The sequence below is a fragment of the Chryseobacterium carnipullorum genome (assembly GCF_900142785.1).
GTDB lineage: Bacteria > Bacteroidota > Bacteroidia > Flavobacteriales > Weeksellaceae > Chryseobacterium > Chryseobacterium carnipullorum.
In genome coordinates, this window is sequence record NZ_FRCD01000006.1 from 22115 (window position 1) to 45991 (window position 23877).

Annotated in this window: 22 protein-coding genes and 1 riboswitch; of the genes, 12 read left to right on the forward strand and 10 right to left on the reverse strand. The window is 36.5% G+C overall.

Annotation, left to right across the window (positions count from 1 at the left end; genetic code table 11):
* Window positions 1–12 precede the first annotated feature (12 nt).
* The 4 genes from nudK (at window position 13) to BUC06_RS08035 (ending at window position 2775) form a co-directional block, all read left to right on the forward strand.
* Entirely contained in the window at window positions 13–594 is a 582-nt protein-coding gene (gene nudK, locus BUC06_RS08020) for a GDP-mannose pyrophosphatase NudK (RefSeq protein ID WP_073332232.1), read from the forward strand.
* 325 nt (window positions 595–919) lie between these two features.
* Window positions 920–1378 carry a DUF2750 domain-containing protein gene (locus tag BUC06_RS08025; protein ID WP_073332234.1) on the forward strand — a complete coding sequence of 153 codons (459 nt, stop codon included), beginning with the start codon at window positions 920–922 and terminating at the stop codon, window positions 1376–1378.
* Window positions 1379–1508: 130 nt separating this feature from the next.
* Entirely contained in the window at window positions 1509–1895 is a 387-nt protein-coding gene (locus BUC06_RS08030) for a VOC family protein (protein ID WP_073332237.1), read from the forward strand.
* A 115-nt stretch (window positions 1896–2010) separates the two neighbouring features.
* The gene (locus BUC06_RS08035; RefSeq protein ID WP_073332240.1) at window positions 2011–2775 is read left to right on the forward strand and encodes a hypothetical protein; all 765 of its coding nucleotides are present in this window, start codon (window positions 2011–2013) and stop codon (window positions 2773–2775) included.
* Window positions 2776–2853: 78 nt separating this feature from the next.
* On the opposite strand, the gene BUC06_RS08040 is transcribed toward BUC06_RS08035, so the two are convergent.
* The gene (locus BUC06_RS08040) at window positions 2854–3315 is read right to left on the reverse strand and encodes an Lrp/AsnC family transcriptional regulator (RefSeq protein WP_073332243.1); all 462 of its coding nucleotides are present in this window, start codon (window positions 3313–3315) and stop codon (window positions 2854–2856) included.
* A 154-nt stretch (window positions 3316–3469) separates the two neighbouring features.
* Window positions 3470–3654: riboswitch (cobalamin riboswitch) on the forward strand.
* A 373-nt stretch (window positions 3655–4027) separates the two neighbouring features.
* Here BUC06_RS08040 and metE point away from each other — a divergent pair.
* Complete coding sequence (gene metE, locus BUC06_RS08045) at window positions 4028–6343, forward strand: 5-methyltetrahydropteroyltriglutamate--homocysteine S-methyltransferase (RefSeq protein ID WP_073332246.1); 2316 nt, start codon at window positions 4028–4030, stop codon at window positions 6341–6343.
* A gap of 222 nt (window positions 6344–6565) precedes the next feature.
* Window positions 6566–7648, forward strand: coding sequence for a serine hydrolase domain-containing protein (locus BUC06_RS08050; RefSeq protein WP_073332248.1), 1083 nt, complete (start codon window positions 6566–6568; stop codon window positions 7646–7648).
* Window positions 7649–7779: 131 nt separating this feature from the next.
* On the opposite strand, the gene BUC06_RS08055 is transcribed toward BUC06_RS08050, so the two are convergent.
* Entirely contained in the window at window positions 7780–8160 is a 381-nt protein-coding gene (locus tag BUC06_RS08055; protein ID WP_073332251.1) for a helix-turn-helix domain-containing protein, read from the reverse strand.
* Window positions 8161–8494: 334 nt separating this feature from the next.
* Between BUC06_RS08055 and BUC06_RS08060 the strand changes: the two genes are divergently transcribed.
* Window positions 8495–8941: a KTSC domain-containing protein gene (locus BUC06_RS08060; protein ID WP_073332254.1), complete on the forward strand. Its 447-nt coding sequence runs from the start codon at window positions 8495–8497 to the stop codon at window positions 8939–8941.
* A gap of 123 nt (window positions 8942–9064) precedes the next feature.
* On the opposite strand, the gene BUC06_RS08065 is transcribed toward BUC06_RS08060, so the two are convergent.
* Window positions 9065–9406, reverse strand: a complete 342-nt coding sequence (locus BUC06_RS08065) for a YybH family protein (protein WP_167367406.1) — start codon at window positions 9404–9406, stop codon at window positions 9065–9067.
* Between the two features lie 18 nt (window positions 9407–9424).
* Window positions 9425–10027, reverse strand: a complete 603-nt coding sequence (locus tag BUC06_RS08070; RefSeq protein WP_073332260.1) for an NADPH-dependent F420 reductase — start codon at window positions 10025–10027, stop codon at window positions 9425–9427.
* Between the two features lie 95 nt (window positions 10028–10122).
* Between BUC06_RS08070 and BUC06_RS08075 the strand changes: the two genes are divergently transcribed.
* Window positions 10123–10488, forward strand: coding sequence for a winged helix-turn-helix transcriptional regulator (locus BUC06_RS08075; RefSeq protein ID WP_073332264.1), 366 nt, complete (start codon window positions 10123–10125; stop codon window positions 10486–10488).
* A gap of 142 nt (window positions 10489–10630) precedes the next feature.
* Here BUC06_RS08075 and BUC06_RS08080 read toward each other — a convergent pair whose 3' ends face one another.
* The 4 genes from BUC06_RS08080 to BUC06_RS08095 all read right to left on the reverse strand — a co-directional run bounded on the left by BUC06_RS08080 (window position 10631) and on the right by BUC06_RS08095 (window position 16938).
* Window positions 10631–13819 (reverse strand): efflux RND transporter permease subunit, encoded by a 3189-nt coding sequence (locus BUC06_RS08080; protein ID WP_073332267.1) that lies wholly within the window; start codon window positions 13817–13819, stop codon window positions 10631–10633.
* 6 nt (window positions 13820–13825) lie between these two features.
* The gene (locus tag BUC06_RS08085; RefSeq protein ID WP_073332270.1) at window positions 13826–14887 is read right to left on the reverse strand and encodes an efflux RND transporter periplasmic adaptor subunit; all 1062 of its coding nucleotides are present in this window, start codon (window positions 14885–14887) and stop codon (window positions 13826–13828) included.
* Window positions 14888–14896: 9 nt separating this feature from the next.
* Window positions 14897–16249 (reverse strand): TolC family protein, encoded by a 1353-nt coding sequence (locus BUC06_RS08090; RefSeq protein WP_073332273.1) that lies wholly within the window; start codon window positions 16247–16249, stop codon window positions 14897–14899.
* A 95-nt stretch (window positions 16250–16344) separates the two neighbouring features.
* Window positions 16345–16938 (reverse strand): TetR/AcrR family transcriptional regulator, encoded by a 594-nt coding sequence (locus BUC06_RS08095; protein WP_073332276.1) that lies wholly within the window; start codon window positions 16936–16938, stop codon window positions 16345–16347.
* A 329-nt stretch (window positions 16939–17267) separates the two neighbouring features.
* On the opposite strand from BUC06_RS08095, the gene BUC06_RS24355 reads away from it, so the two are divergent.
* From BUC06_RS24355 to BUC06_RS08115, 4 genes are all read left to right on the forward strand, one after another.
* On the forward strand, window positions 17268–20525 hold the full coding sequence (locus tag BUC06_RS24355; protein WP_073332279.1) for a type VI secretion system Vgr family protein: 3258 nt from the start codon (window positions 17268–17270) through the stop codon (window positions 20523–20525).
* 83 nt (window positions 20526–20608) lie between these two features.
* Window positions 20609–21130 carry a hypothetical protein gene (locus tag BUC06_RS08105; RefSeq protein ID WP_073332282.1) on the forward strand — a complete coding sequence of 174 codons (522 nt, stop codon included), beginning with the start codon at window positions 20609–20611 and terminating at the stop codon, window positions 21128–21130.
* 4 nt (window positions 21131–21134) lie between these two features.
* Window positions 21135–21536 (forward strand): hypothetical protein, encoded by a 402-nt coding sequence (locus BUC06_RS08110; protein ID WP_139263330.1) that lies wholly within the window; start codon window positions 21135–21137, stop codon window positions 21534–21536.
* A 7-nt stretch (window positions 21537–21543) separates the two neighbouring features.
* Window positions 21544–21897, forward strand: a complete 354-nt coding sequence (locus BUC06_RS08115; protein ID WP_073332288.1) for a DUF4280 domain-containing protein — start codon at window positions 21544–21546, stop codon at window positions 21895–21897.
* 56 nt (window positions 21898–21953) lie between these two features.
* Here the strand turns inward: BUC06_RS08115 and BUC06_RS08120 are convergent, their stop codons facing one another.
* Together BUC06_RS08120 and BUC06_RS08125 are read right to left on the reverse strand one after the other, a co-directional pair.
* A complete protein-coding gene (locus BUC06_RS08120; RefSeq protein WP_073332291.1) occupies window positions 21954–22778 on the reverse strand; it encodes a CvfB family protein in 825 nt (274 codons plus the stop codon).
* Window positions 22779–22955: 177 nt separating this feature from the next.
* Window positions 22956–23798 carry an arylamine N-acetyltransferase family protein gene (locus BUC06_RS08125; protein WP_073332293.1) on the reverse strand — a complete coding sequence of 281 codons (843 nt, stop codon included), beginning with the start codon at window positions 23796–23798 and terminating at the stop codon, window positions 22956–22958.
* Window positions 23799–23877: the final 79 nt, after the last annotated feature.

Below are 23877 nucleotides of genomic sequence, written 5' to 3' on the forward strand. Positions count from 1 at the left end.
ATCGATACAACTATGCAGAATCCTAACATTACTATTCTTACAACAGAAATTTTATCAGACAACTGGTACACCCTCAATAAAGTCACTTACAGCATAGAAAAGAAAGACGGCACCAAGGAAACCCAGAGCAGAGAAGCTTATGACAGAGGAAACGGAGCCGTAATCCTGCTTTATAACAAATTAACAGGAAAGGTGATCCTTACCAGACAGTTCAGACTGCCGACTTTCATCAATGGAAATACAACAGGAATGCTTATAGAAGCCTGCGCAGGTTTACTGGATAATGATCATCCCGAGGAATGCATCAAAAGAGAAACTGAGGAGGAAACAGGATACAAAATTTCAAAAGTGGAAAAAATATTTGAAGCCTATATGTCACCCGGCTCTGTAACAGAGATTCTTCATTTTTTTACCGCTGAATATTCAGCTGAAATGAAAATCGCAGACGGCGGCGGACTGGAAGAAGAAGGTGAAAATATTGAAGTTTTGGAACTTCCTTTTGAGCAGGCACTTTCTATGGTAGCTACAGGAGAAATCATGGATGCCAAAACCATTATGCTGTTGCAGCATTTACGGATTAAAGGTATTCTATAAAAATACGATGAGAAAGTTACTCCTTGTTTTTGGAGGTGATGCGTTTTATTGGAAAAAGGAAAAATAAAGTATCTTGGAAATTTAGATATCGAACCCAAAAATGAAGAAAAGAAATTAACAGATGTCTTAAAAATAAAAGAATGAAATGATGGGATCACTTTTACATTTGATACAGATTCATTACTGTTGAAACCTGGAAATAAAGATATCATCATCAAAAACAATCATGTACAATATGTTTATGACCATCACTCATTAAAATTACATCGATAGCCGCTGAAGCTTACAGACCATTTTGAAAACCAGATAAAAAGATAAACTGACAATGATACAGGATCATATTACGATAGAAAACCGCCATAAAGATTTCATTAAAAAAGTCACCGAAACGGAAATCATCTATGCATTACAGGATGACAACGGATTTGCCGTCTCCTACTCCAACGAGCTTGAATATGAAGATGGTGAACCTGTACAGATCATCTGCTTTTGGTCTGATGAGGCAAGAGCAAAATCTTGTATTAACGACGAATGGAGCCATTATAAAATTTCATCTATTCCCCTGAACGAGTTTATAGAAAACTGGTGTCTCGGGATGAATAATGACGGTCTGGTTGCAGGAACCAATTTTGACAGTAATTTATTCGGTTTTGAAGCAGAACCTTTGGAACTTGTGTTGGATATTATAGAAGAGCTTAAAAGAACAGGTAAAACCATCAATCTGGTAAAGTTTGAAAATATCCAGGATATGGAAACACAGATCAAAGATGTTTTAAGCAGCTAAAATAAAACCATTACTATTAATAAATTTAATTTGGCAGAAACACGAATAGCACCAATTTCGAACACAGATTTTCACGAAAAATTGGTACTGTTTGTGAAAAACATTCGTGTAATTTGTGTAAAAAAAGAAAATGGAAATAGAAAACATAGACCACATCGTTCTCACGGTTGCCAGTATTGATCAAACTGTAGAGTTTTACACTTCTATTCTGGGCTTCCAGGCAATCACTTTCGGGGAAGGAAGAAAAGCGCTTACATTCGGAAATCAAAAGATCAATCTGCATCAGAAAGGTCATGAATTTGAACCGAAAGCGGAAAATCCCACCTGCGGCTCCGCAGACCTTTGTTTTATTGCAAAAACGGATATTCAAAAGGTGATGGAAGAGCTTAAACAGAAAAATATCGAAATTATCGAGGGAATTGTCGAAAGAACCGGTGCTCTGGGAAAAATGAAATCTTTGTATTTCCGCGATCCGGATATGAACCTGATCGAAGTAAGTAATTACTCATTACACTAAACCTATTTGAGCCTATTAAGATCAAACAAGATTTCTTTCTCTTTCAAATCTAAAATAGTAATTTTACAGCTGCATTATAAAAGACATTTCAAAAAAACATCGCCTATCCGGATCTATGAAAAAATTACTAATTCCCCTTTCATTGGCTCTTTCTGTAACAGTCTCGGGGCAGAAAAAAACCACTAAGACCAATACTCTGGTATTGTACACGTACCAAACCTTTAACTGTGACAATACAGGGTATTTTGATCCCGGAAAATATAAAAAAGAGGAAATAGACGGGGTTAATAAGCTTTTGTATCAATTCAGCAGTGGACTGTTTGACAATCATACTGTCTTTAAACTTTCTGATCTGGACGATGTAAGAAAAAATAAAAACATCTATCTGCAGCAACTGGAAAAACAATACCAGGAAAAGAAAAAAGAGCTGTACGGTATACAGGTCATCAATCTTCCGGAGTGGAAAAAACTTCACCAGGAAACTATTCAGACTTTTGAAAACGAATATCAGCTGAAAAAAGAAGATCTTATCGCCTATTCTGATCCTGCCTCGTTGAAAAACAGCAAATATTACAGTACCTGCAAAGAATATATTGATGCAGTTTCCTCTCCCGACAAACAAAAAATGTACACCGTCTGGAAAAACTTTGCCGAAGCCAAAAGCAAAGAAAATTCTAATCCACAATTAGTAATGGATAAATTCAAGGCCCAATTCAACGATCCAAGGAAAGATGATTATGCCCTGATTCAACTGATTGGTTTCGGCTTTTACAACTGTGCCAATGGTAGTTTCAGACCCGACCCGAATGATGAAGGAACGCTCTATGAAAAATTTGATAAGGTCTTTACAAAACTGAAGACAGATTGTGATGAGCCGTGATTTTGATTTAAAGATTGAAAAATTGAATGATTAAAAAATTATAGGAGCAGTATTCGTTGGGATACTGTTTTTATTTTTTTAAATATTCACTCCATGAATGTTTTTCACTTCAGCCATCACAAAAGTACTGTGCGCGCTACCGATGGAATCTACTGAACCCAGTTTATTGAATACAAAATCCTGGTAATGCTTCATATCCCTTACCTGAACTTTGAGCAGAAAATCAAAATCCCCGGAAATATTGTAACATTCGGCAACCTCGTCAATCTGTACAATTTCTTCCACAAATTGATTTCCCACGGAACGATCATGGATCTTAAGTTTGATCTGACAAAAAACCGTAAAACCACGATTCAGTTTTTCTGCTTCCAGAACCGCTGCATAATGTTTAATGTATCCCTCCTGCTCCAGCCTTTTCACCCGTTCGAAAACAGGTGATGGTGAAAGATTAATTTCTTTAGCAAGCTCCTTTACCGTCAGTTTCGCATTCTTTTGAAGGATTCTAAGCAGCTGAAGATCCTTTTCGTCAAGTCTTTCCACAGAATAATATTCTTTTTAGAGTTATTTTTTTCAAATGTACAGAATATTTAACTTTAAAATAAAATCAAGAAAGAATATTATTCTTAATTTAAATCATTAAGCCAATCAATTCACTTTAATCAATACCTTTACTCCAGATTTTGTTCTTTAACATTCTTCATCAAACAGAAGAGGTTTTACTTAACGTAGATTAATAGGGAATCGTGTGAGAATCACGAGCTGTCGCGCAACTGTAAGTAACGCACCAAAGGTTTTTGTCCATGGATATCCACTGCACAAGCGGGAAGGATGATAAAAACTGTTACAAGCCAGGAGACCTGCCTATTCTGAATGGACAATGCTTTCGCGGTTTGAAGCTTTTTAAGTCATACAGATGATACTTTTTGAACGTTTAATTTTGAATAGTTTTGATTTTAAACGCAAATATTTTTTATACTAATGCCTTATTTTAGGTTGCAAAGAGATGTGATTAATCGCTGATGAAGCTTATAGATAAAACGTTAGCTTCATAAAATCAATTTATTGATTCCCTTTTGCTTTCTTAACCTATAAAGGAATTTACATTAAAACTTTGCGTTAAAAACTTTAAGCCTATTCTCAAATTACGCCCTCACTGTATCTATTCTATTTCTGAAAACCTCTCATCGTCGGCATTGCGAAGCATTCTAAAAGAACTTTACCATTATTATTTAATTAAAAAGTTGAAAAGAAAATGCAAACACACCTACTTGGCTATCCGCGTATTGGTAGCAACAGAGAATTGAAAAAAGCCTGCGAAAATTATTGGTCGGGCAAAATCGTTTTAGACGAATTACTTGAAGTTGGCAAAACCATCGTACACAGCAACTGGAACCTGCAAAAGGAAGCCGGAATAGATCTTATTCCATGTAACGATTTTTCCTACTACGACCAGGTTTTAGACATGACCTTAACCGTGGGAGCCATTCCGGAACGTTATCAGGAAATTGCTTTCAAAAAATCTGAACCTGATCTCTATTTTGCGATGGCAAGAGGCTTTCAGAAAGAAGGTTTGGATATCACCGCAATGGAAATGACGAAGTGGTTTGACACCAATTATCACTATATAGTCCCTGAATTTCAAAAAAATCAGGAATTCAGATTATTCTCCAATAAAATCATCCAGGAATTCATCAGCGCAAAACAAGCCGGAATCAATGCAAAACCTGTCATTATCGGTTTGCTGACTTATTTATTATTAGGAAAAGAAAAAGAAGAAGGTTTCGATAAGCTGGATTTAGCTCAAAACTTACTTCCGGTGTATATTCAGATTTTAAAAGAACTGGAAAATCACGGTGCAGAATATATTCAGTTTGATGAGCCTTTCCTAGCATTGGATTTAAATGAAAAAGCAAAGGAAACCTATCAATTGATTTATACGGAAATCAGGAAACAATTTCCGAATTTAAAGTTCATTTTGGCCACGTATTTTGATGGTTTAAAAGATAATCTTTCACTGGCAGCTTCACTTCCCGTTGATGTTTTACACATTGATCTGGTTCGCGCTCCTGAACAGTTGGATGAGGTCTTAAATACTATTCCTCAGACACTGAGCCTTTCTTTAGGGATTGTAGACGGAAGAAACATCTGGAAAAATGATTTTGAAACATCATTACAATTTATAGAAAAAGCAATCCATGCCATCGGCTCAGAAAGGGTTTTCATCGCTCCATCCTGCTCACTTCTCCACTCCCCCTTCGATCTTGATTCAGAAAAAAATGAAGATATTCTATCGCCTGAGATCAAACAGTGGCTGGCTTTTGCCAAACAAAAAGTCTATGAAATAGTAGCACTAAAAAAACTGGCTTCCGGAAAAGCAGATTACCAGGCATTACAGCAATATGCCGAGAACAAAAAAGCCATTGATGCCCGTAAAACGTCAACGCTGATCCATAATCAGCAGGTAAAAGATCGTGTAGAGGTAACTACTGAAGATGATGCAAAAAGAAACAACCCGTTCAGTACAAGGAAAGAAGAGCAACAAAAAGTTCTGCAACTTCCTATGTTTCCAACGACCACCATCGGGTCTTTTCCTCAAACTAAAGAAGTAAGAACCTGGAGATCAAAATTCAAAAAAGGGGAACTGACTGCCGCACAATATGATGATCTGCTAAAAAAGGAAACGGAAAGAACGATCCGCTGGCAGGAAGAAATCGGCATCGATGTATTGGTACATGGGGAGTTTGAGCGAAATGATATGGTGGAATATTTTGGCGAACAGCTCGAAGGATTTGCTTTTACTCAAAACGGTTGGGTCCAAAGTTACGGAAGCCGCTGCGTGAAACCTCCGGTTATCTATGGTGACGTACACAGACCCCATCCGATGACGGTTTACTGGTCTCAGTATGCTCAGTCTCTCACTCAAAAATGGGTAAAAGGAATGTTGACGGGGCCTGTAACCATTCTTCAATGGTCTTTTGTGCGTGATGACCAACCTCGTTCATTGACTTGTCAACAGATTGCTTTGGCGATCCGCGATGAGGTAAACGATTTGGAAAAAGCAGGCATCCGAATTATCCAGATAGACGAACCAGCCATCAGAGAAGGACTTCCACTCAGAAAATCCGAATGGCAGCAGTACCTGGAATGGGCTGTAGAAGCTTTCAGAATTTCAGCTTCGGGGGTAGAAGATACAACACAGATTCATACGCACATGTGCTATTCTGAATTCAACGATATTATTCAGAATATTGCGGATATGGATGCTGATGTCATTACCATCGAATGTTCCAGAAGCCAGATGGAATTGCTGCAGGCTTTTGCTGATTTCAAATATCCGAATGAGATCGGTCCGGGAGTGTATGATATTCACTCACCAAGAGTTCCGTCTAAAGAAGAAATGATTCATCTTCTGCAAAAAGCCCAGGCCGTCATTCCTGCACAGCAACTTTGGGTAAATCCAGACTGTGGATTGAAAACCAGACATTGGGATGAAACGGAAAAGGCGTTGATTGCAATGGTGGAAGCCTCCAGGGAAGCAGCCGCAGCTTATGTACTACAGGAAAGCTAAAGATACAATCATTATAATTTGTAAGCAGGAGTTTTTACTTCTGCTTTTTTATGTTTTGGCTAAAGACCTTGTTATGCAAATTAAATGACAAGTGGTCTTAAGCCCGTTCCTGTTGGATTTTTTAAGAAATAATGTTAGCCAAATTAATCTCAAAATATTTTTTTCAACATAAAAAATTACCGTAGTTTTGATACCAAATCCATCATCAAACGATTATCCCTAATGAAGAAAACCATCATCACTGCAAGCCTGTGCATCATCACATCTAATTTATTTGCACAGACCGAAAAAAATATTGATCTGAAACCGGATCAACAATCGGATCAGAGCGTTAAAAAGGATAATGACAAAGATTTTGAACAGTGGATAAAGGAAAATAAAGTTCCAAATGTTGGACTTGGCATTATTAGAAACGGAAAAATTGAAAAGATAAAAGTCTATGGAACATTGATGAAAGGAAATGCAGCACCTGAAAATACATTATTCAATGTAGCTTCCCTCACTAAACCAATGACAGCCATCGTGGTCTTAAAATTGGTCAGTGCAGGAAAATGGAATCTTGATGAGTCTCTGGACAAGTACTGGACGGATCCTGATATTGCGCAGGACCCCAGAAATAAAAAACTGACAACCAGAATCATCTTAAGCCACCAAACAGGATTTCCTAACTGGCGTTCGATGAATGCTGACGGAAAACTGAATTTTCAGTTTGATCCAGGAACAAAATATCAGTATTCAGGAGAAGGTTTTGAATATTTGAGAAGAGCTTTGGAAAAGAAATTCAACAAAACACTTAATCAACTTGCTGAGGAACTTATTTTTCGCCCTTTAAAGATGAATGACACCTCTTATATCTGGAATGAAAAAAAAGATGTGATACGATTTTCAGAAGGCTATGATAAAGACGGTAAAATGTACGAAACTGTAAAAACAGAAACATCCAATGCAGCAGATGATCTTATGACCACTGTATCAGATTACAGCCGGTTTTTAATCAGTGTGATGAATGGTGACGGACTTTCTAAAAAAGTTTTTAAAGATATGAAAACCAGTCAGGTGACTACTAAACAAGGGAAATCATTTGGTCTGGGCTTTGAAATCTACGATTTGGGCGATGGAAATATCGCATTGTCACACAGCGGAGCAGACAAAGGAGTACAGACCCTGTTCGTTATCATCCCTAAGACGAAAGACGGGATTGTGATTTTCACTAATGTGGATGATGGCTATAAAGTCTATGAGAAGCTTTTAACAGAATATCTGGGAAATTACGGCAGGAAAGTTATTGACATTGAGACGAAGTAAATTCAAGCTCTTATAAGCTCTATTTCAATAATGAAGGAAATTACAAAATATTCATCTTTTAAAGAATTGAAATCCAATGTAAAAAGCACACCAGAATTCTGATGTGCTTTTATATTATATTATTCTGAGAATTATTTCCCCGATTTATTCTGCTTCTCATTAAGCCTGCTGATTTCTTCTTTGAGCAAGCTAATATACTCCTGCAAATTCTTGATTAAAGAAATGCTGAGCTCATTATTGAATGTATTAATATTTCCACCTCCCGAGGAGCCAGCGCCATTAAATGTTGAGTTATTATTGTTAATGATCGTTGTAGCTTCCTCTTCTTCGTAAATTTCCTCTAGCGGAACCTCCAGAAAAGCAGCAATTTTGTCCCATTCCCTTTGTATAATCCTCACATCACCACTTTCCTTTCTGCTATAATTAGATACATCGGTCGCAAGAATATCAGCAATCTGCTGCTGAGTATATCCTTTTCTCTTTCGTACTGTACGTAATTTTTCTTTTTGCATATTTGCTTTTTTACAAATATAAAAAAAATAAGGACGAATAAATCATCTATCATTTGTATTTTAAGGATGCTGAGTCTGGAGGAGAAGAAAGAACTGAAGGACACTTTTATTGTTTTTTTACCTAAATAAATTCCTTTGAAGAGATGATTTCAGGAGGAAGCCTTGTCAAGGTTTAAAACCTTGACAAGGCTAACGAGCTTATCCCTTTGGTAAAAAACAAAAAACACAGTGGATTTTATTTATTTCTTAAACATGAAATAAATTAATACTGAATAACTTACGATTTTCAAATTAAAAAGCTTAATTTTGCACCCCGAAATAAAGGATCATACATATGAAAAGAGTTGGTGAACACAGAAAGCTTCTTGGAGTTGATAAAACTGTCACTTTAAAGGAATTAAAAACAATTTACAGAAATACGATGAAAGATTCGCATCCTGATAAATTTGCCAATGACGAAGCCGGAAAGCTGGAAGCAGAAGAAAAAAGCAAGGCCGTGATTGAAGCCTACCACTTTTTGGTAAGCATCAACGAGGAAACGCAGGAAAAATACAAAGAAGAATACACGGAAACGATCACAAAATCTAATATTCAGGATTTTTATCTTGAGAAAGCAGTGTTGAAGGTTCAGCATCTGAACGGAAATATGTATGAATATATTGGTGTTCCAAGAAATACGTATATCAAAATGGTGAATTCTGATTCTCCAAGCCGTTTTGCAAGAAGACACATTTACGGAAGTTTTATCTACAGAAAAGCCGGTGAGGCGATGGCAGATTAATTCTCCAACTACCATATAATATAGGCTTTCAGTTCATTCTGAAAGCCTTTTTTTATGATCAAAAAAAAACACTTGACATTTTACAGACAAGTGATTTATATTTATCGTTTATCGGCGACAAATTTACAATTTTACAGGCATAGACCAGATATGACATTGAACCTTCCAAACTGAATTTTCTAAAACCCAGGTAACGGAATATTTACCTTCACCAATAACTTTCTTACTTAACAGCTCAATATCTTTGAAAATACCAAACTCAAATGCTAAATTTTCGCTGACCATAAGATTTTCTGCTTCAAAAATCACATCAACTCTACCCAAGCCGCCTTTCATAAATTCAAGAATACTTTCATTTCCTTTAATAGCTGGTTTGACAGGGGGAAAAATTAAAGCAGTTTCTGAATACACATTTTTGAAAGTTTCAGCATCTGCACTACGCCAGGCATCAGTCCAGACTTTCATTGTAGGTTTCGGCATCTTTTAATTTTTTCGTTGAAAATAGGTAAAACCTGCATCTGTTCCACCACCCCCAAAAGCAATAGCAATATTCAATTGTGCAATGGCTTCCAGATTACGGGAATTTTTAATTCCACCAACAATAAACCCATTAAAACCAGCATCATCAGCTAATTTTTTTATTGTTGCAGACGCTTCTGTATCATCAGACGCAATAAAAGCCGTTAATTTCTGACCATCAAACAGCTGTTTATCTTCTTTCATCACATCAGCAAAAATGGTATTGAATGCCTTTACTACTTTACTTTCGGGTAATAGACGAGCCGTTTGTTCGCCACCACTGTCTTCACCTAAAAACAAAGGAGACCAATCAGAATTGTTGATCGCATTCGTAATATCCACTACAATTTTACCTTTTAAAGCTTCCTTATTTGCCGTCAAAACATCGTGCATTGCAGAAAAAGGAATAGCAAAACACACTACTTCCCCAAAGGAAATAGCATCCACAACAGGCAGTTGACTATCATTCGGATTTTGTGTTCCATATTTTACGGTATGACCAGCATTCGTAAATAAGGACCCAAGACTTGATGCTACGTTTCCAGCACCGATGAAACTAATATTCATAATTTACTATTTAAATTGAGTTGCAAATATCAGAATGTATAGTTACTTTTGAAAGTAGTTACCAAATTGTATGGTAGTTACCAAAAAGTAAGTACATGACATCAAGAAAAGAAAATTCAGTTAATTTAGAAAATGAACTGGCATTAGAAACAGACTGCCCTTTTATTTTTGCGCTATCATTAATGGGTAAACGTTGGAAACCTGCCATACTTTGGAAAATGACCGAAGGAATCTATCGTTTTGGCCAAATGAAAAGAGCTATTCCTCAAATAAGCGAAAAAATGCTCACACAACATTTGAGAGAATTAGAAACAGACGGACTTATTACAAGGACAATTTACCCTGAAATGCCACCAAGAGTTGAATATGCCCTGACAGAACTAGGTTCATCTTTGCAGCCGATTTTAAAGCAACTAAATAACTGGGGAGAAAAAGCAAAGAAAACCAAAACAAAGAAATAAAACAGTCTACAACAAGACTTTTATGCTTATGCCTAATTCAATAGTTTAGTCAACCGCGTAGCTGTTATTCTTTACTTCCCTTAAAATAAAAAACCGTATCAAAAAAATGATACGGTTTTTCGGTTAATTAAGGTTAAATATTTTAGTCTATGTGTTTCGGAGTATATCCGTCTTCACTTAGTTCTTTATGGTCATATTCAGCTTTCATTTCAGCATCGTAGTCTACTTTTTCACCTTTGCCCATTCTTCTCAGAATTGAATCAAATAATGAATACACTACTGGTACAATGATCAACGTCAGGAATAATGATGAAGTCAAACCACCAATGATTACCCAAGCCAATCCGTTGTTCATCTCCGCTCCTGCTCCTTTTGCAATCGCAATCGGGATCATACCGAAGATCATGGCAATCGTTGTCATCAGGATCGGACGAAGACGTGCGTGGTTAGCCTGAATCAAAGCGTCATGCGTATTGGCACCGGCTTCTTTTCTCATATTCGCAAAGTCGACAATCATAATCGCGTTCTTTGCCACCAGACCAATCAACATGATCATCCCCAGCATCGTAAAGATGTTTAATGAATTTCCGGTGATGGCCAGAATAACCATTACCCCGATCAATGCCAGAGGTATGGAGAACAATACCACAAACGGATAGACAAATGAATCGTACAGTGAAACCATTACCAGGTAAACCAATACAATAGCAGCCATCAATGCAATTCCTAACGTACCGAAACCTTCAGTCTGGTTTTCCATATCACCACTCCAGATATAGCTTACTCCTGCCGGTTTAGTCTTTGCGTTATCCATGAACTGAGCTGCCCATTCGTTGGCAACATCTCCTACAGGACGACCTACTACTTTAGATTTTACCTTTACAGAAGGCGATTTATCTCTACGTTCCAATAAACTTGGTCCGGAACCCATTTTTACATCAGCAAACTGGCTTAGTCTTACCTGTTCTCCCTTAGGGTTGGTAAACATAAGATTTCTTACATCATCAATAGACTGTCTGTTCGCATCGCCAAAACGGATGTTGATATCATATTCGTATTCTCCGGCTCTGAATTTTCCGTCTGTATTTCCACTGAATGCAGTCTGCATCGTTTGTCCTACACTGGAAAGATTTAAGCCTAAAGACGCCATTTTATCTCTGTCGATATTCACCTGAACTTCCGGGTTTCCAGAGTCCGTTGATAATTCTGCATCTACAGATCCCGGTACTTTTTTAAGCAATTCAAGAATTCTGTTCGCTTCTTTATTGGCCGTTTCGTTATCCTGAGCCGTCACCACCATTTCAATCGGTGCATTATCTGCTCCCATTAATCCGATCGGTGCTGTTTTAAATTCAACTCCTGTGAATTTTTCTTCTAAGGCTCTTTTGATTTTTGCAGATTTGATATCTGTACTTTCATTACGCTCAGATTTATCAACCAAGATCACCTGGATCTCGGATTGGTACAAGGTAGCCTGTGCCCCACCAAAACCTGATGACTGCTGACCGACCGTGGTGATCATATCCACTACATCTTTATCATTTCTAAGGTATTTTTCAACCGCTAAGGTCACCTGATTGGTTTTTTCTACGGAAGCATCTTTTGGTAATTCCATCTGAACAAGGAACTGTCCTCTGTCCATTTTAGGGAAGAATTCACCTCCAATAAATCCGAAAGCCACCAACATGAATGAAGAAATCAGGATAATGAACGTTACGATAACGGTCATCACTCTTCTTAATGTAGATTTCAATGCCCACTCCAGAATTCCTGTGATCCAGTGCGTGAATTTTTCCAATTGCTTTTCAAACCAAAGAATAAATTTCTCAAAAGGATTTTTACCTGTCAAATGCACCAGTTTACCATATCTTGAAGATAACCAAGGAATGATGGTAAATGAAGCTAATAACGAGAATAATGTCGCAATAACTACCGTGACACAGAACTGCGCCAGGATATCAGATACCAAACCGGAACTCATCGCAATCGGTAAGAATACCACCACAATTACCAGGGTAATAGCCGTTACCGTAAATCCAATCTCCGAAGCACCATCGTAAGCCGCACGGATTCTGCTTTTCCCCATCTCCATGTGACGATAAACGTTCTCCAAAACAACAATCGCATCATCCACAAGGATACCCACTACCAATGAAAGTCCAAGTAAACTCATCAGGTTCAAGGTATATCCCATCAGATACATTCCGATTACCGTTGCAATCAATGACATCGGAATAGAAACCATTACGATAAATGCGTTTCTGATGTTGTGAAGGAACAATAACATGACTACTGCTACAAGGATAATCGCCAAGAATAAATCGAAGATCACGTGGTCTGCCGCTTCAAGCGTAAAGTCTGTGGTATCATCTACAATATTGATCTTAATGCCCTGGGTTTTATAATTGTCCTGAACATTGGCAATTGTTTTCTGAATCGCTTCTGAAACCGATACTGCATTGGCATCAGACTGTTTCTTAACCTGAAGTAAAATCGTTGAATTCTGGTTGTATCTTGCTACTTTTTCAACATCTTTTTGGGTATCGAAAACCGTTGCAATATCAGATAAACGAACCTGAGCTCCATCTTTATTGGAAACTACAAGATTGTTCATTTCCTGTACGCTTCTGTACTTTCCGGAAAGTCTGATCGTAGACCTTGATGTTCTCGTTTTCAAAGCTCCCGTAGGGAAATCCAAGTTGGAAGAAAGAATGGCCTGCTGTACATCTGCAATAGCCAGACCGTACCCCTGCATTTTCTTTTCATCTAAACTTACCTGAATTTCTCTCTCCTGTCCTCCTACAAGATCCACCTGAGCTACCCCGTTGACACGGGAAAAAATAGGTTCAATCTTTTTATCTAAAAGGTCATAAAGATCTTTATTATTAAGCTTATCACTGGAAATACTCAACGTCATGATCGGTAAATCATCCAGTGAGAATTTTTGCAGTGAAGGCGGATCTGCGTCGTCCGGAAGATCTGCCAGAATAGCATTTACTTTTCTCTGAGCATCATTCAACGCATAGTTTACATCGGCACCGGTATTCAGCTGAACCATAATAACCGATAAACTTTCGTAAGATGAAGATTCTACTTTTTTTACGTTTTCCAGTGAACCTACGGCATCTTCAATCTTCCGGGTGACCGAAGTTTCCACCTCAGCAGGTGAAGCTCCCGGATATACCGTAGAAATAGTTACCATATTGGTTTCAAACTTCGGAATCAACTCGTACCCCATCATGGAGTAACTTAATAAACCACCCAACGTAAGTATCGTAAACAATACGATAACCAGGGATGGCCTTTTAATGGATATTTCTGCTAACTTCATGTTATCTTACTTTACGATATTGATTTTCGAACCGTTATCAAGGTTGATCTGTCCGCTGGTAATTACCTGTTCACCGCCATTCAGTCCGCTTAGGATCTGAACTTTATCACCGTATACTTTTCCGGTTTGTACTTTGATCAGTTTAGCTGTTCCGTTGCTTACGATAAACAATTGTCCTGAACTTACTCCATTCACGAAAGCTTCCGCAGGAACAGTCAGCATATTTTGAGTTTCAGCACCGTGATTGGTTTTGAATAAAGCCGTTGCATACATACCCGCTTTTAAGTTTCCTTTATTCTGAACTTCAATTTCAACAGGGAAATTTAAAGAGGCATCACTTTTAGGAGCAATAAATGTAATTCTACCGCTGAACGAATCTTCAGGTAAAACATTAACAGTAATGGGAACTTCCTGACCTAATGCAATTCTTCCCACCTGGCTTTCGTCTACCAGTACAGATAATTTAAGGCTGTTGATATTAACGATTTCAAACATCGAAGTTCCGATGGAAACTACCGTTCCCGGCTCAACCATTTTTTTGTTGATTGTTCCACTGATTCCGGCACGGATACTTGCATCATTTACCCGTACTCCCTGTGCTCTCACCGCTGCCTGTGCATTTTTCAACTGCAATCTTGAATTGTCAACCTGCTGCTTGGTAACACCTCCTGTTTTAAAGGCATTTTCATAACGCTGATTGTCAATAATGGCATTCTGCAGGTTATTTTGAGCCTGCGCCACATCTACTTCAATAGCATCTTTTTTAATGGTGGCCAGAGTCTGTCCGGCAGAAACTCTTGATCCTTCTTTTACCAGAACATTTACAATACGTCCTGCGATTTCAGAAGACTGGTTCATTTCCTGCTTGGGAATGAAAGTTCCGTTCGCTGAGTAATCAGTATCGATATTTTCTCTTGCAACCGTTACCACATTCACGTTGATCTTATCAACCTGCTTGGCTACTTCTTTTACTTCTTTGGTCTGTTTCTCCTTATTATCTGCAATCTTGTAAGCCGCTAAACCGACTAAGACCGCTGCTACGATGATATATATTAAAGTTTTTTTCATTTTAGTTTATTATAAGTTTTGTAGTGTGTTCAGTTCTCCTTTAGCTTTTATTAATTTGATCTCGGCCTGTTTGTAATCCAGCAATGCGTTTGAATAGTTCTGTTTTGCCTGTGTTAAAGCATTTTCAGAATCCAGCACCTCAGTCAATGTTGCTAAACCGTACTGGTAGTTGGACTGTGTATTTTTCTGAACTCTTTCCGCAAGATCAACATTATCTTTCATGCTCTGAATATTGATAATGGCATTTTCCATATTGGCAATGGCATTTTTATGATCCAGATCCAAAGTCAGCTGTGTATTCTGGATATCCTGATCAAGGTCCTGGATATCAATTTCCGCCTGCTGAATTTTAGCTTTTGTAGCACCTCCTGTGAAAATAGGAACATTGATGTTCAAACCTATGGCAGAATAGTCGCTCCAAAGAACTCCGTTATTAAGACCGTTCGTTAAAGGAAATTTTTTCCCCATACCAGCCCAGCCATAGTTTGCGGTAAGGCTCACAGTAGGATAAAGATAAGCTTCGGTAGCTTTTTTGTTAAACTGAAGAAGCTCTCTGTTCTTATTCAAAACTTTGATTTCCGTACGGTTATCAAGATTTAAAGTACTTGCAATCAACTCCGGTTTTGGCTCAATTGTTTTTTCTTCAAGCTCAATTTCGGTACCGATAGGAACGCCCATATAAAACTTAAGGGCATTTTTTGAAAGCTCAACAGAATTGATTAATTGCTGCTTGCTTGAACCGATATTGGTTAACTGAACGTTGGTACGGTCAAGGTCAATCGCTTTTGCCAGACCATTATCCACCAGGCTTTTAATAACGTTTCTTACTTTTTCGGTATTCGTATAGCTTGCTTCTACCGTCTTCAGATTTTCTACCTGTACAAATACCTGATAATAAGCGGTTGCTACATTTTCAATGATCTGTTCATTCGTCAGCTGAGCATTCAAAACGTAGAATTCTCTTGTAGATTTTGCAGCTTTAAGACCTGTAAACACTCTCTGGTCAAACAAAGCCTGCTGAAGTTGTACGGAAGCAGTAGAACTCCAGGGTTGTCCCAACTGAGCTCTGATTCTTTCTCCCCCAAACTCAAGCAAAGATTCCTGAATAACCGGATTATAGGTTAAACCTGCCGTCGCACTGATCTGAGGTAAAGCTCCCGCTCTGGCCTCATCAATTTTATATTCAGCTTTTTTGATCTGTAACGCCGCCTTTTTGGCTTCTGCTTTATTCTGCAGTGCCTGCTTGATGGCTTCCTGTAAAGAAACCTGCTGCTGGGCAGATACGGATGAAAAACCGAAAATCATAAATGCTGCAGCTATCCCAATTTTTAGCTTTGTAGCAGTTATACGTTTTCTTTTCATAATAATATACTTCGTTTATTTTTTTAATGTAATTTTTCTCGTCAATGTTTTTGTTTCTAAAGGACGTATCATTTCATAAAATACTTTAACATTTTTTAATTTTTAAAAAGCATATTGATAATGATCTCCTTTCTTTCTGAAATAATCTTGTCATATTCCTCATCGCTGATCATCAGATTCTCCATAAACAAATGCCTGATGGCACTTGGGAATACGAGCAGAGAGACCATATTCAGAATAAACTGAACCGGAGCCATTTTTTCAATATTTCCGAGTTCCATCTCTTTTTCAATATCTTTATAAAGAGTTTCGAGGACATCTTCTTCGATTTCTCTCTGATGACAATTTCCTTTATTGATCTGTGAAACAATATAAGTTTCCAGATAAGGATACTGAAGGCTTGTGGAAAGACTGCCTTCTACAAATTTGCTGATCTTTACTTTGAAAGGAAGATCTGCATTCTGAATGATCTTGGATTTTTCCTGTTCCACTCTCTGAGCTTCGTCGAAAATGATCTGAATCAGATTATCTCTGGAACGGAAATAATAGTTGATCAATGTTCTGTTCACTCCGGCTTCATCGGCAATCTCCTGGGTAGTAGCATCAAACTTCCCCTTCACAAAGAATAAATTCTTCGCTGTCTCCTTGATCAATTCCTGTGTTTGGTCTTTTTTCGCTTGATTTGACATTATTGTTAAACAATTTTGTGCAAATGTAAATCAAATTCTGTTTTTGACAAAATTGTTAAACAAAATAATTAAACATAATTGTTATGATTTGCATCATGTTTTTTGATTAAAATATAATTAATGCGATATGGATATATTAAGATTTGTATTATATACTCAATGGAAATTAATGTAAATTATAATACTATTCGCTTATCTATAATTAATCCAAAACCAATAGTTTTTTACATCAATCGTAGTATTACTACAATTTAAAAGATTTATTAAAAATTCTATATTTGTCATCCTATTTTTATCTATATTTAGTGATATAAGATCAAAAACACACAATGAAGAAAAATATCTCAAATTCTGATCGTATTTCGGAGAATCATATTTCGGGCATCAAACGTGTGGTGAAGCTCGATATTGTGATTAACGGCAAACCTGTAAGCCACTTTAAGCACTTCCGCCTACAGCAGAGTGCAAGAAGACATCATTACTTTGAACTTACTTTAGCACATGATTCTTTAGGAGAATCACAGAATCACAATCTTGAAGAAGCCAGACAATTTCTAGGAAAACGCCTGACAGTTACTTTTAAATATAAAGATGCTGAAAATGAAAGCCCCGAACGTACATTTGTCGGTGTGGTTACAAAAGTGACATTCAGTCAGGAAAAAATGAGCCTTGGAAATATCGTATTGAAAGGACATAGTCCGACAATCTTGATGGATTCTGCACCTCATACCCAGAGTTTTGGGGGCAGTCAGACTGTGAACACATCCATTATTGCTGACAGCATTATTAAGGAGACATTAGGAACAAATAAGTTTGATTTCAGAATAGACACACAGAATAAAAGCTACATTAATTACAGTGCGCAGTACTGTGAAACCCATTACAACTACCTTACAAGAATTGCAGAAGCATATGGAGAGCAGTTCTATTATGATGGTTACATACTACACTTTGGAAAACTTCCGTCTCACGAAAAGCCTATTCAGCTTATTGATGGCAGTAATGTGGGTGATATAGCAATTGAATTAAAAGCAGTTCATACCAGACCTGAATATTTTGGATATAACAGCAGTAGTCATTCTAAAATGTTAGGCTCGGATAATAGCATCAAGCATTTAGGAGATTTATCAGCAAAGTCTTATGAATTGAATGACGGCATTTTTAAAACACGATCACTAATCCCTACACCTATCAATGCCAATATGTTTCTGGATGTGGATGATTCCCAGAAAAGTGCAAGAGGAAGTGCTTCTGTAGAAGTTTTTACAGTATCAGGAAATACTTCTGTCCCTTTCTTATATATAGGTTGTGTGGCAGATTTAGCCATGAGAAAGCCAGATAGCAACCAGACTTCACATTTTACAACTCTGATGATTACAGAAGCCACCCACGAGGTAGATGCAAGGGGATATTATACAGGAAGCTTTGAAGCGATAGCAGAGGGAACAGGTTTTATGCCTAAACCTGATTTTATAATGCCCAAAGCAGAACCGCAGGTTGCAACTGTTATTTCTAATGTTGATCCGTTGAATCAGGGAAGAATACAGGTTCAGTTTGACTGGCAGTTAAATGATACCACTCACTTTATAAGAATGATGAGTCCTGATGCAGGAGGTACTGATGCTATAAGCCAAAACAGAGGATTTGTGGCTATTCCTGAAATCGGGGATCAGGTAATGGTAGGCTTTGAATACCACAACCCGGATTTTCCTTTTGCAATGGGTGGAATGTTTCATGGTAAGGTTGGTTTAGGTGGAGGTGCTGATAATCATCTTAAATCCATACAGACCCGTAGCGGAATCAAAGTTTTAATGAATGATAACCAAAGAAGTGTAACCATTGAAGACCCGAGTGGCAATATTTATTTTATGGACGGACATGGAAACATTAATGTTACCGCTCCTCAAAATATAAGTTTTACCGCAGGGAGTAATATGGATATTAATGTCGGTAATAACCTGACATTCACAGTTGGGAACACAACTTTAATGAATGTATTACAGAAAATGCTTATTAATAGTCCTGTAATGCTACAGATGATCACTGAATTATTCCATACACAGGCAGGAAAAGCATTAATTAACTCAGAGAATGAGATAAAAATAGAAGCACCAGAAACCAATGTGTCTGGAACAAAGAAATTATTTATGCATTCTGATGAAAGTACTATTGTAAATAGTAAAGGTATTGTTGATATGCATGGTAAACAAGGTAATAATCAAACTAATAATCCACTTAATTACGAAATAGCTCCTTTCGAGATAACGGCAAAATGTATTGTTCATTTCAGACCAAAAAAAGATTGGAAAGGTTTAGGTTACGGTTTTGATTATATGAGAAGAGGAGATACTAATCTTATTAATGGAGGAACTGCCGATTTTGGAGATATTGATTATGAAACAATTATTTCTAAACAATATACTGATGCCACATTTACCACATTAGTTACTGATGATAATTATTATAAAGGTTCATTTAAAAAAGATTCTTCAAAATATTCAGCTCTTAAATCAGAGTATAATGTTCATATTATTCCATGGAAAGCTAAAAAAGATTCTTCTGGTGCTGACTTAAAAGATACAGCAGGCAAAATAATTCCAGATGAATATTTTTGTTCATGGCTTGCACTTTATCCAAATGCTCCTGCTTTACCATCAATTGATCCGTCTATACCAGGTTCAGAAACTCCACCTCCTTTTGTGCCTAACACTATTGCTACATTGAGCTTGATTATAGATATTGAAGAAGAGCCTGATATTTTACGATTTGAGGATAATGAATATTTTTCAATTACTCCAAAAGAAATAGATGTAAAGGGGAAAGGAAAAGGAAAGCATGCTTTTGCAGATCATGTTACGATTGAATGTTTAAAAGAATTTTCCGCTGACCAAACTCTTGTTATTAATTCAATAAAAAAGAATACCGCCGGAGTTGAAGAAAAACTTACAGCTGGAAAACTAAAAGTATGGGCAAACGACAGTTCAAAACGCAAAAATAAAAATGTTGTATTTGTAAAAATTAAAACCAAGTTGTCTCCCACATCTGCTATAAAAGTACCGGTTGTTAATGACGAAAAAGATAGAATCAATAAGTATTTACTACAAGCCTATATTAATTTATCTGATACTTCGGATATTGTCGAACTTGATCTAACTGCCGAAACTGACTTCATAAATTTTGTAACTAGTAATGAAGTAGATCCAAGTAAAACTAGTGGAACTAATCAATTACATGATTATCTTAAAATTAAACTAGAAAGAGATTTTCCGAGTAAATACGGCAGTCATTTCAAAGCATTTTATTTTGAAGAAGATGGATATAGCTCTGGTGGTGGACATATTTCTGGATACTCGCAATTCCATGCAGATTATGTTGTAGTTTTCAAGAGTAAAAATAATCAAACTGCAGCTCACGAGTTTCTTCATTCATTCAACTTACCTCATGCATTTGACAATAGTGGTAGTTTTACTTATGAATATAAAATGACTGATAATCTTTTGGACTACTCCCATCATCCTGACAACAACAATAAAAGATGTGCACTATGGCATTGGCAATGGAAACAAGCAAATTCTTCTATACATTAAAAAATAATAGTATGAAAAAAATATTAATCTTGACCTTGTTTAGTATATTCACACAATGTCATTCTCAAAAAAACAGTAAAATTATGATACCAACAATAGACAAAGAATTTGAAACCATAACAAAAAAAATAGATGATGGCAGAAAGGATGAAATAAATGGTAAAAATCATATTATATACACTTCAGCAAAAATTGGTTTTGGAGAAGTAAAATACAATGAAGATTCTTATTTTTCAGTTATAAAGAATTTTTATCCATCAAAAAACATTCAAAATAAAGGAGTTGCCTTTAATGAAGGAGCACCTATTGGTATATGGTATTATTTTGATCAATCAGGAAAACTAACAAAAGAAGAAAATACAGACGAAAATTATGAATTTACTTACCAGAATATTATTACATATTGTGAATTAAATAAAATTAATCTTTCAAAAGGATATAAAGATTCTGGATACCAGACAAAAGTATTGAAACTAGACTATGAAAGTAGAAATGCATGGCAGATTTCACACCAAATTACAGCAGATCAAATTCAAGAAATAATTTTGGATGGTAAAAATGGCAAAGAAATTACAAGAAAGACAGTTCCATTCATTAATAACTGATGCTATGAAAAAATATCTTTTACTATTCCTGATTTTTTTAGCATCTATTAGTTTTGCTCAAAAAAATATCATCGGAAAAGAATACACCACCAAGATAGGAAGTATTTATGAAGAAACACCCGAACCTGTTAAATGCTCTGGTTCGACAGATTATTTAGTTTTAAAATTCAAAAATAAAAATGTTGATGTTATTGAAAAACGTTTAAAATGTAATGAAGAGCAAATATTACATAAGAACAATTTTATTTGGCGTATTGTAAAAAATAAGATTGATATTCAAATTCCGTCAAATAATCAATCATCATTCATAAAAAACCTAGATTTACGAATTAAAAATAACCAATTGATAGGCTACAAAGAAGATTGGCAAAAGAAAAAAAGAGAATATATATTTACTCAGAAATAACGATGAAATGCCACAAAAGATCACAGATACCGCCCAATTATCCTGTAATCAGGGTACAGCACCGAGTAAGCTTATTGTTACAAGCCAGAATTTCTCTACAGCCGAGGGGAAACATATTGCTACGGAGCAGGATAAACAGGCAAATACCAATATAAAGCCTCTCGGACAATGTAAATTAAAACCTACTTCGGGAGGTTATTTACCATGTATTCCTGCTCCAACAGCTTGGCAAAAGACAACCGAAAGAGATACAATCAACAATTACAAAATTCTTACTGAGGACTCTTTTTGTATGTGTAATACTGGGGGGAAAATTACTGTAGATAATAAAGGACATGAAGAGCAACATGAGATTTCATAATCTTAAAAATGATTGGTTCTACCACATAATATAGTAAAACCAATCATTTTTATTTTTTATACTAATTTTATTTTATCGTCCATAATTTCAACGATCTTATCTTTGTACAGTCCGCCGAGGGCCTTTTTAAAATTCTTTTTGCTCATCTGAAGCTCATCTTTGATCTCTTCAGGCGTAGATTTGTCTGACAGAAAAAGAAGTCCGTAGTTCTCTTCCAGTTTGTCAAGAATTTTTTGCTTGAATTCATCTACATTCTCAAAACCTTCAGGCTGCAAAGAGATATCGATCTTACCATCTTCACGGATGGCCTTGATGTATCCGCCTTCTTCTGACAATGGGTATAGTTTTTTGAAAACATCCGAGGTGTACACAAGCCCGATGTATTTTTTATTGATGACTACATTCCAGCCTAATTCACTTTCATTCATGATAATCAGGTCCACTTTTTCACCTTTTTCAAAAGGAAGATCCTGATACTGTGGATTTCTTTTGAATTTTGTAGTTCCTGTGATCAGTCCCAGAGCATCATCTACATAAAGATAAACCAAATATCTTTTTCCTTCAATAATTTTTGATTTCTGCTGTTTGTAGGGGATAAAAAGGTCTTTGATAATTCCCCAGTCCATAAATGCACCGCTCGGAAGACTTTGTACACAGCCCATTACGGCATACTCTCCTACTTCAGCCAATGGTATTTCAGTGGTGGCCTTTAATTTTCCGTCATCCTGATAGACAAAAACTTCAACATCATCATCAATTTCTTTGTCATCACTGGTGAAAACCTTAGGTAAAAAAGCTTTTTCACCTGATTCATCCACCAGGATCCATCCTGAATGATTTTTTTCTGAAATTTTTAAAGTCTGGGTTTTTCCGAGTTGCATTGAATATAAAATTAGCCACAAAGGTACGGAAAATTGAAGATTCTAAAACTACATATCCCATTTTACTCCAAATCATCGCATTCTTCTGTCTTAAAACCGCAGATAAAACCTGTACATTTGATCAAAAATTACTAAAAAAAGCATCTTCCTGTTTTTTATATTCCGTATACATCACTCTTATTGAGCAACGTTGAAATGAGCCTGAATACCTTTTAATTTCGAATCTATCTTTCCTAATAAATCGTTAGAAAGATGATCAAGGTTAAAGTGATTTTTCAATAAAAGAGTTAATTGATCCTGATTTGTCATTTCAGAGCTTTCTTTTCTTCCATCATTCCATCGGACCGTCAGTGTACTGTTAAAAAGAGCATATCTCGCCTCTTCATCTACTCTTGTAATCATCAGAAATTGATTAAACACAGAATTTGGACCGGTCGCAATATACCAGTTGGCCATTTCCAGATCTGAGAATTCTACTTCTTCGAGAGAAAATTTGTAAATAGGCAGCCACTCATCTTTTAAAACCTCCAGTCTGTAGAAACCTTCTGTATCCACCAGGCGAAATAAACCGTTCGGAGTTTCCTGTTCAATACCTGTTTCCAATACCATCGGTGAAGTAAGGGTCATAGAACCAAAACCAACATCTACCAGATACTTTACCCCTTCTATATCTGTACTGAGCATCATATGAGAGCGGGCGGTTCCGGTTCCGTCTTTACTGCCCCATACTACCCTTGCAAGGTGCATTTTAATGGTAAACCCTAAACTTTCCAAAACATTTTTAAACAGTGAATTTTGTTCATAGCAATATCCTCCACGCTGAAGCTGTACTAATTTGTTGAAAATAATATCCGACTGTAATGACGGAGTTTTTCCTGTAAAGGGATCTATATTTTCAAATGTGATATGTTTAGGATGAAGTTGATGAAGTGTTTTCAGTAGTTTTAATTTCCCTTCATTAACGTCTGTATTTGCAGCACCAATCCGTTTAAGATATAATTTCAATTCCTGGTTGTCCATAATGATGACCTTTTAAATGTATTTTTTTACAAATATCGGGATTATTCATGTTTGAGAATAGCTTAAAAGAGAGAATTAT

What these genes read in the sequence shown, in the direction of transcription:
- BUC06_RS08060 (WP_073332254.1), top strand. Translation starts at nt 8,495, where the DNA reads ATGAAAAGAGTTGGTGAACACAGAAAGCTTCTTGGAGTTGATAAAACT.
- BUC06_RS08095 (WP_073332276.1), bottom strand. Translation starts at nt 16,938, where the DNA reads ATGTCAAATCAAGCGAAAAAAGACCAAACACAGGAATTGATCAAGGAG.
- BUC06_RS08025 (WP_073332234.1), top strand. Translation starts at nt 920, where the DNA reads ATGATACAGGATCATATTACGATAGAAAACCGCCATAAAGATTTCATT.
- nudK (WP_073332232.1), top strand. Translation starts at nt 13, where the DNA reads ATGCAGAATCCTAACATTACTATTCTTACAACAGAAATTTTATCAGAC.
- BUC06_RS08085 (WP_073332270.1), bottom strand. Translation starts at nt 14,887, where the DNA reads ATGAAAAAAACTTTAATATATATCATCGTAGCAGCGGTCTTAGTCGGT.
- BUC06_RS24355 (WP_073332279.1), top strand. Translation starts at nt 17,268, where the DNA reads ATGAAGAAAAATATCTCAAATTCTGATCGTATTTCGGAGAATCATATT.
- BUC06_RS08050 (WP_073332248.1), top strand. Translation starts at nt 6,566, where the DNA reads ATGAAGAAAACCATCATCACTGCAAGCCTGTGCATCATCACATCTAAT.
- BUC06_RS08070 (WP_073332260.1), bottom strand. Translation starts at nt 10,027, where the DNA reads ATGAATATTAGTTTCATCGGTGCTGGAAACGTAGCATCAAGTCTTGGG.
- metE (WP_073332246.1), top strand. Translation starts at nt 4,028, where the DNA reads ATGCAAACACACCTACTTGGCTATCCGCGTATTGGTAGCAACAGAGAA.
- BUC06_RS08065 (WP_167367406.1), bottom strand. Translation starts at nt 9,406, where the DNA reads ATGAAAGTCTGGACTGATGCCTGGCGTAGTGCAGATGCTGAAACTTTC.
- BUC06_RS08075 (WP_073332264.1), top strand. Translation starts at nt 10,123, where the DNA reads ATGACATCAAGAAAAGAAAATTCAGTTAATTTAGAAAATGAACTGGCA.
- BUC06_RS08105 (WP_073332282.1), top strand. Translation starts at nt 20,609, where the DNA reads ATGATACCAACAATAGACAAAGAATTTGAAACCATAACAAAAAAAATA.
- BUC06_RS08030 (WP_073332237.1), top strand. Translation starts at nt 1,509, where the DNA reads ATGGAAATAGAAAACATAGACCACATCGTTCTCACGGTTGCCAGTATT.
- BUC06_RS08090 (WP_073332273.1), bottom strand. Translation starts at nt 16,249, where the DNA reads ATGAAAAGAAAACGTATAACTGCTACAAAGCTAAAAATTGGGATAGCT.
- BUC06_RS08115 (WP_073332288.1), top strand. Translation starts at nt 21,544, where the DNA reads ATGCCACAAAAGATCACAGATACCGCCCAATTATCCTGTAATCAGGGT.
- BUC06_RS08110 (WP_139263330.1), top strand. Translation starts at nt 21,135, where the DNA reads ATGAAAAAATATCTTTTACTATTCCTGATTTTTTTAGCATCTATTAGT.
- BUC06_RS08055 (WP_073332251.1), bottom strand. Translation starts at nt 8,160, where the DNA reads ATGCAAAAAGAAAAATTACGTACAGTACGAAAGAGAAAAGGATATACT.
- BUC06_RS08080 (WP_073332267.1), bottom strand. Translation starts at nt 13,819, where the DNA reads ATGAAGTTAGCAGAAATATCCATTAAAAGGCCATCCCTGGTTATCGTA.
- BUC06_RS08035 (WP_073332240.1), top strand. Translation starts at nt 2,011, where the DNA reads ATGAAAAAATTACTAATTCCCCTTTCATTGGCTCTTTCTGTAACAGTC.
- BUC06_RS08125 (WP_073332293.1), bottom strand. Translation starts at nt 23,798, where the DNA reads ATGGACAACCAGGAATTGAAATTATATCTTAAACGGATTGGTGCTGCA.
- BUC06_RS08120 (WP_073332291.1), bottom strand. Translation starts at nt 22,778, where the DNA reads ATGCAACTCGGAAAAACCCAGACTTTAAAAATTTCAGAAAAAAATCAT.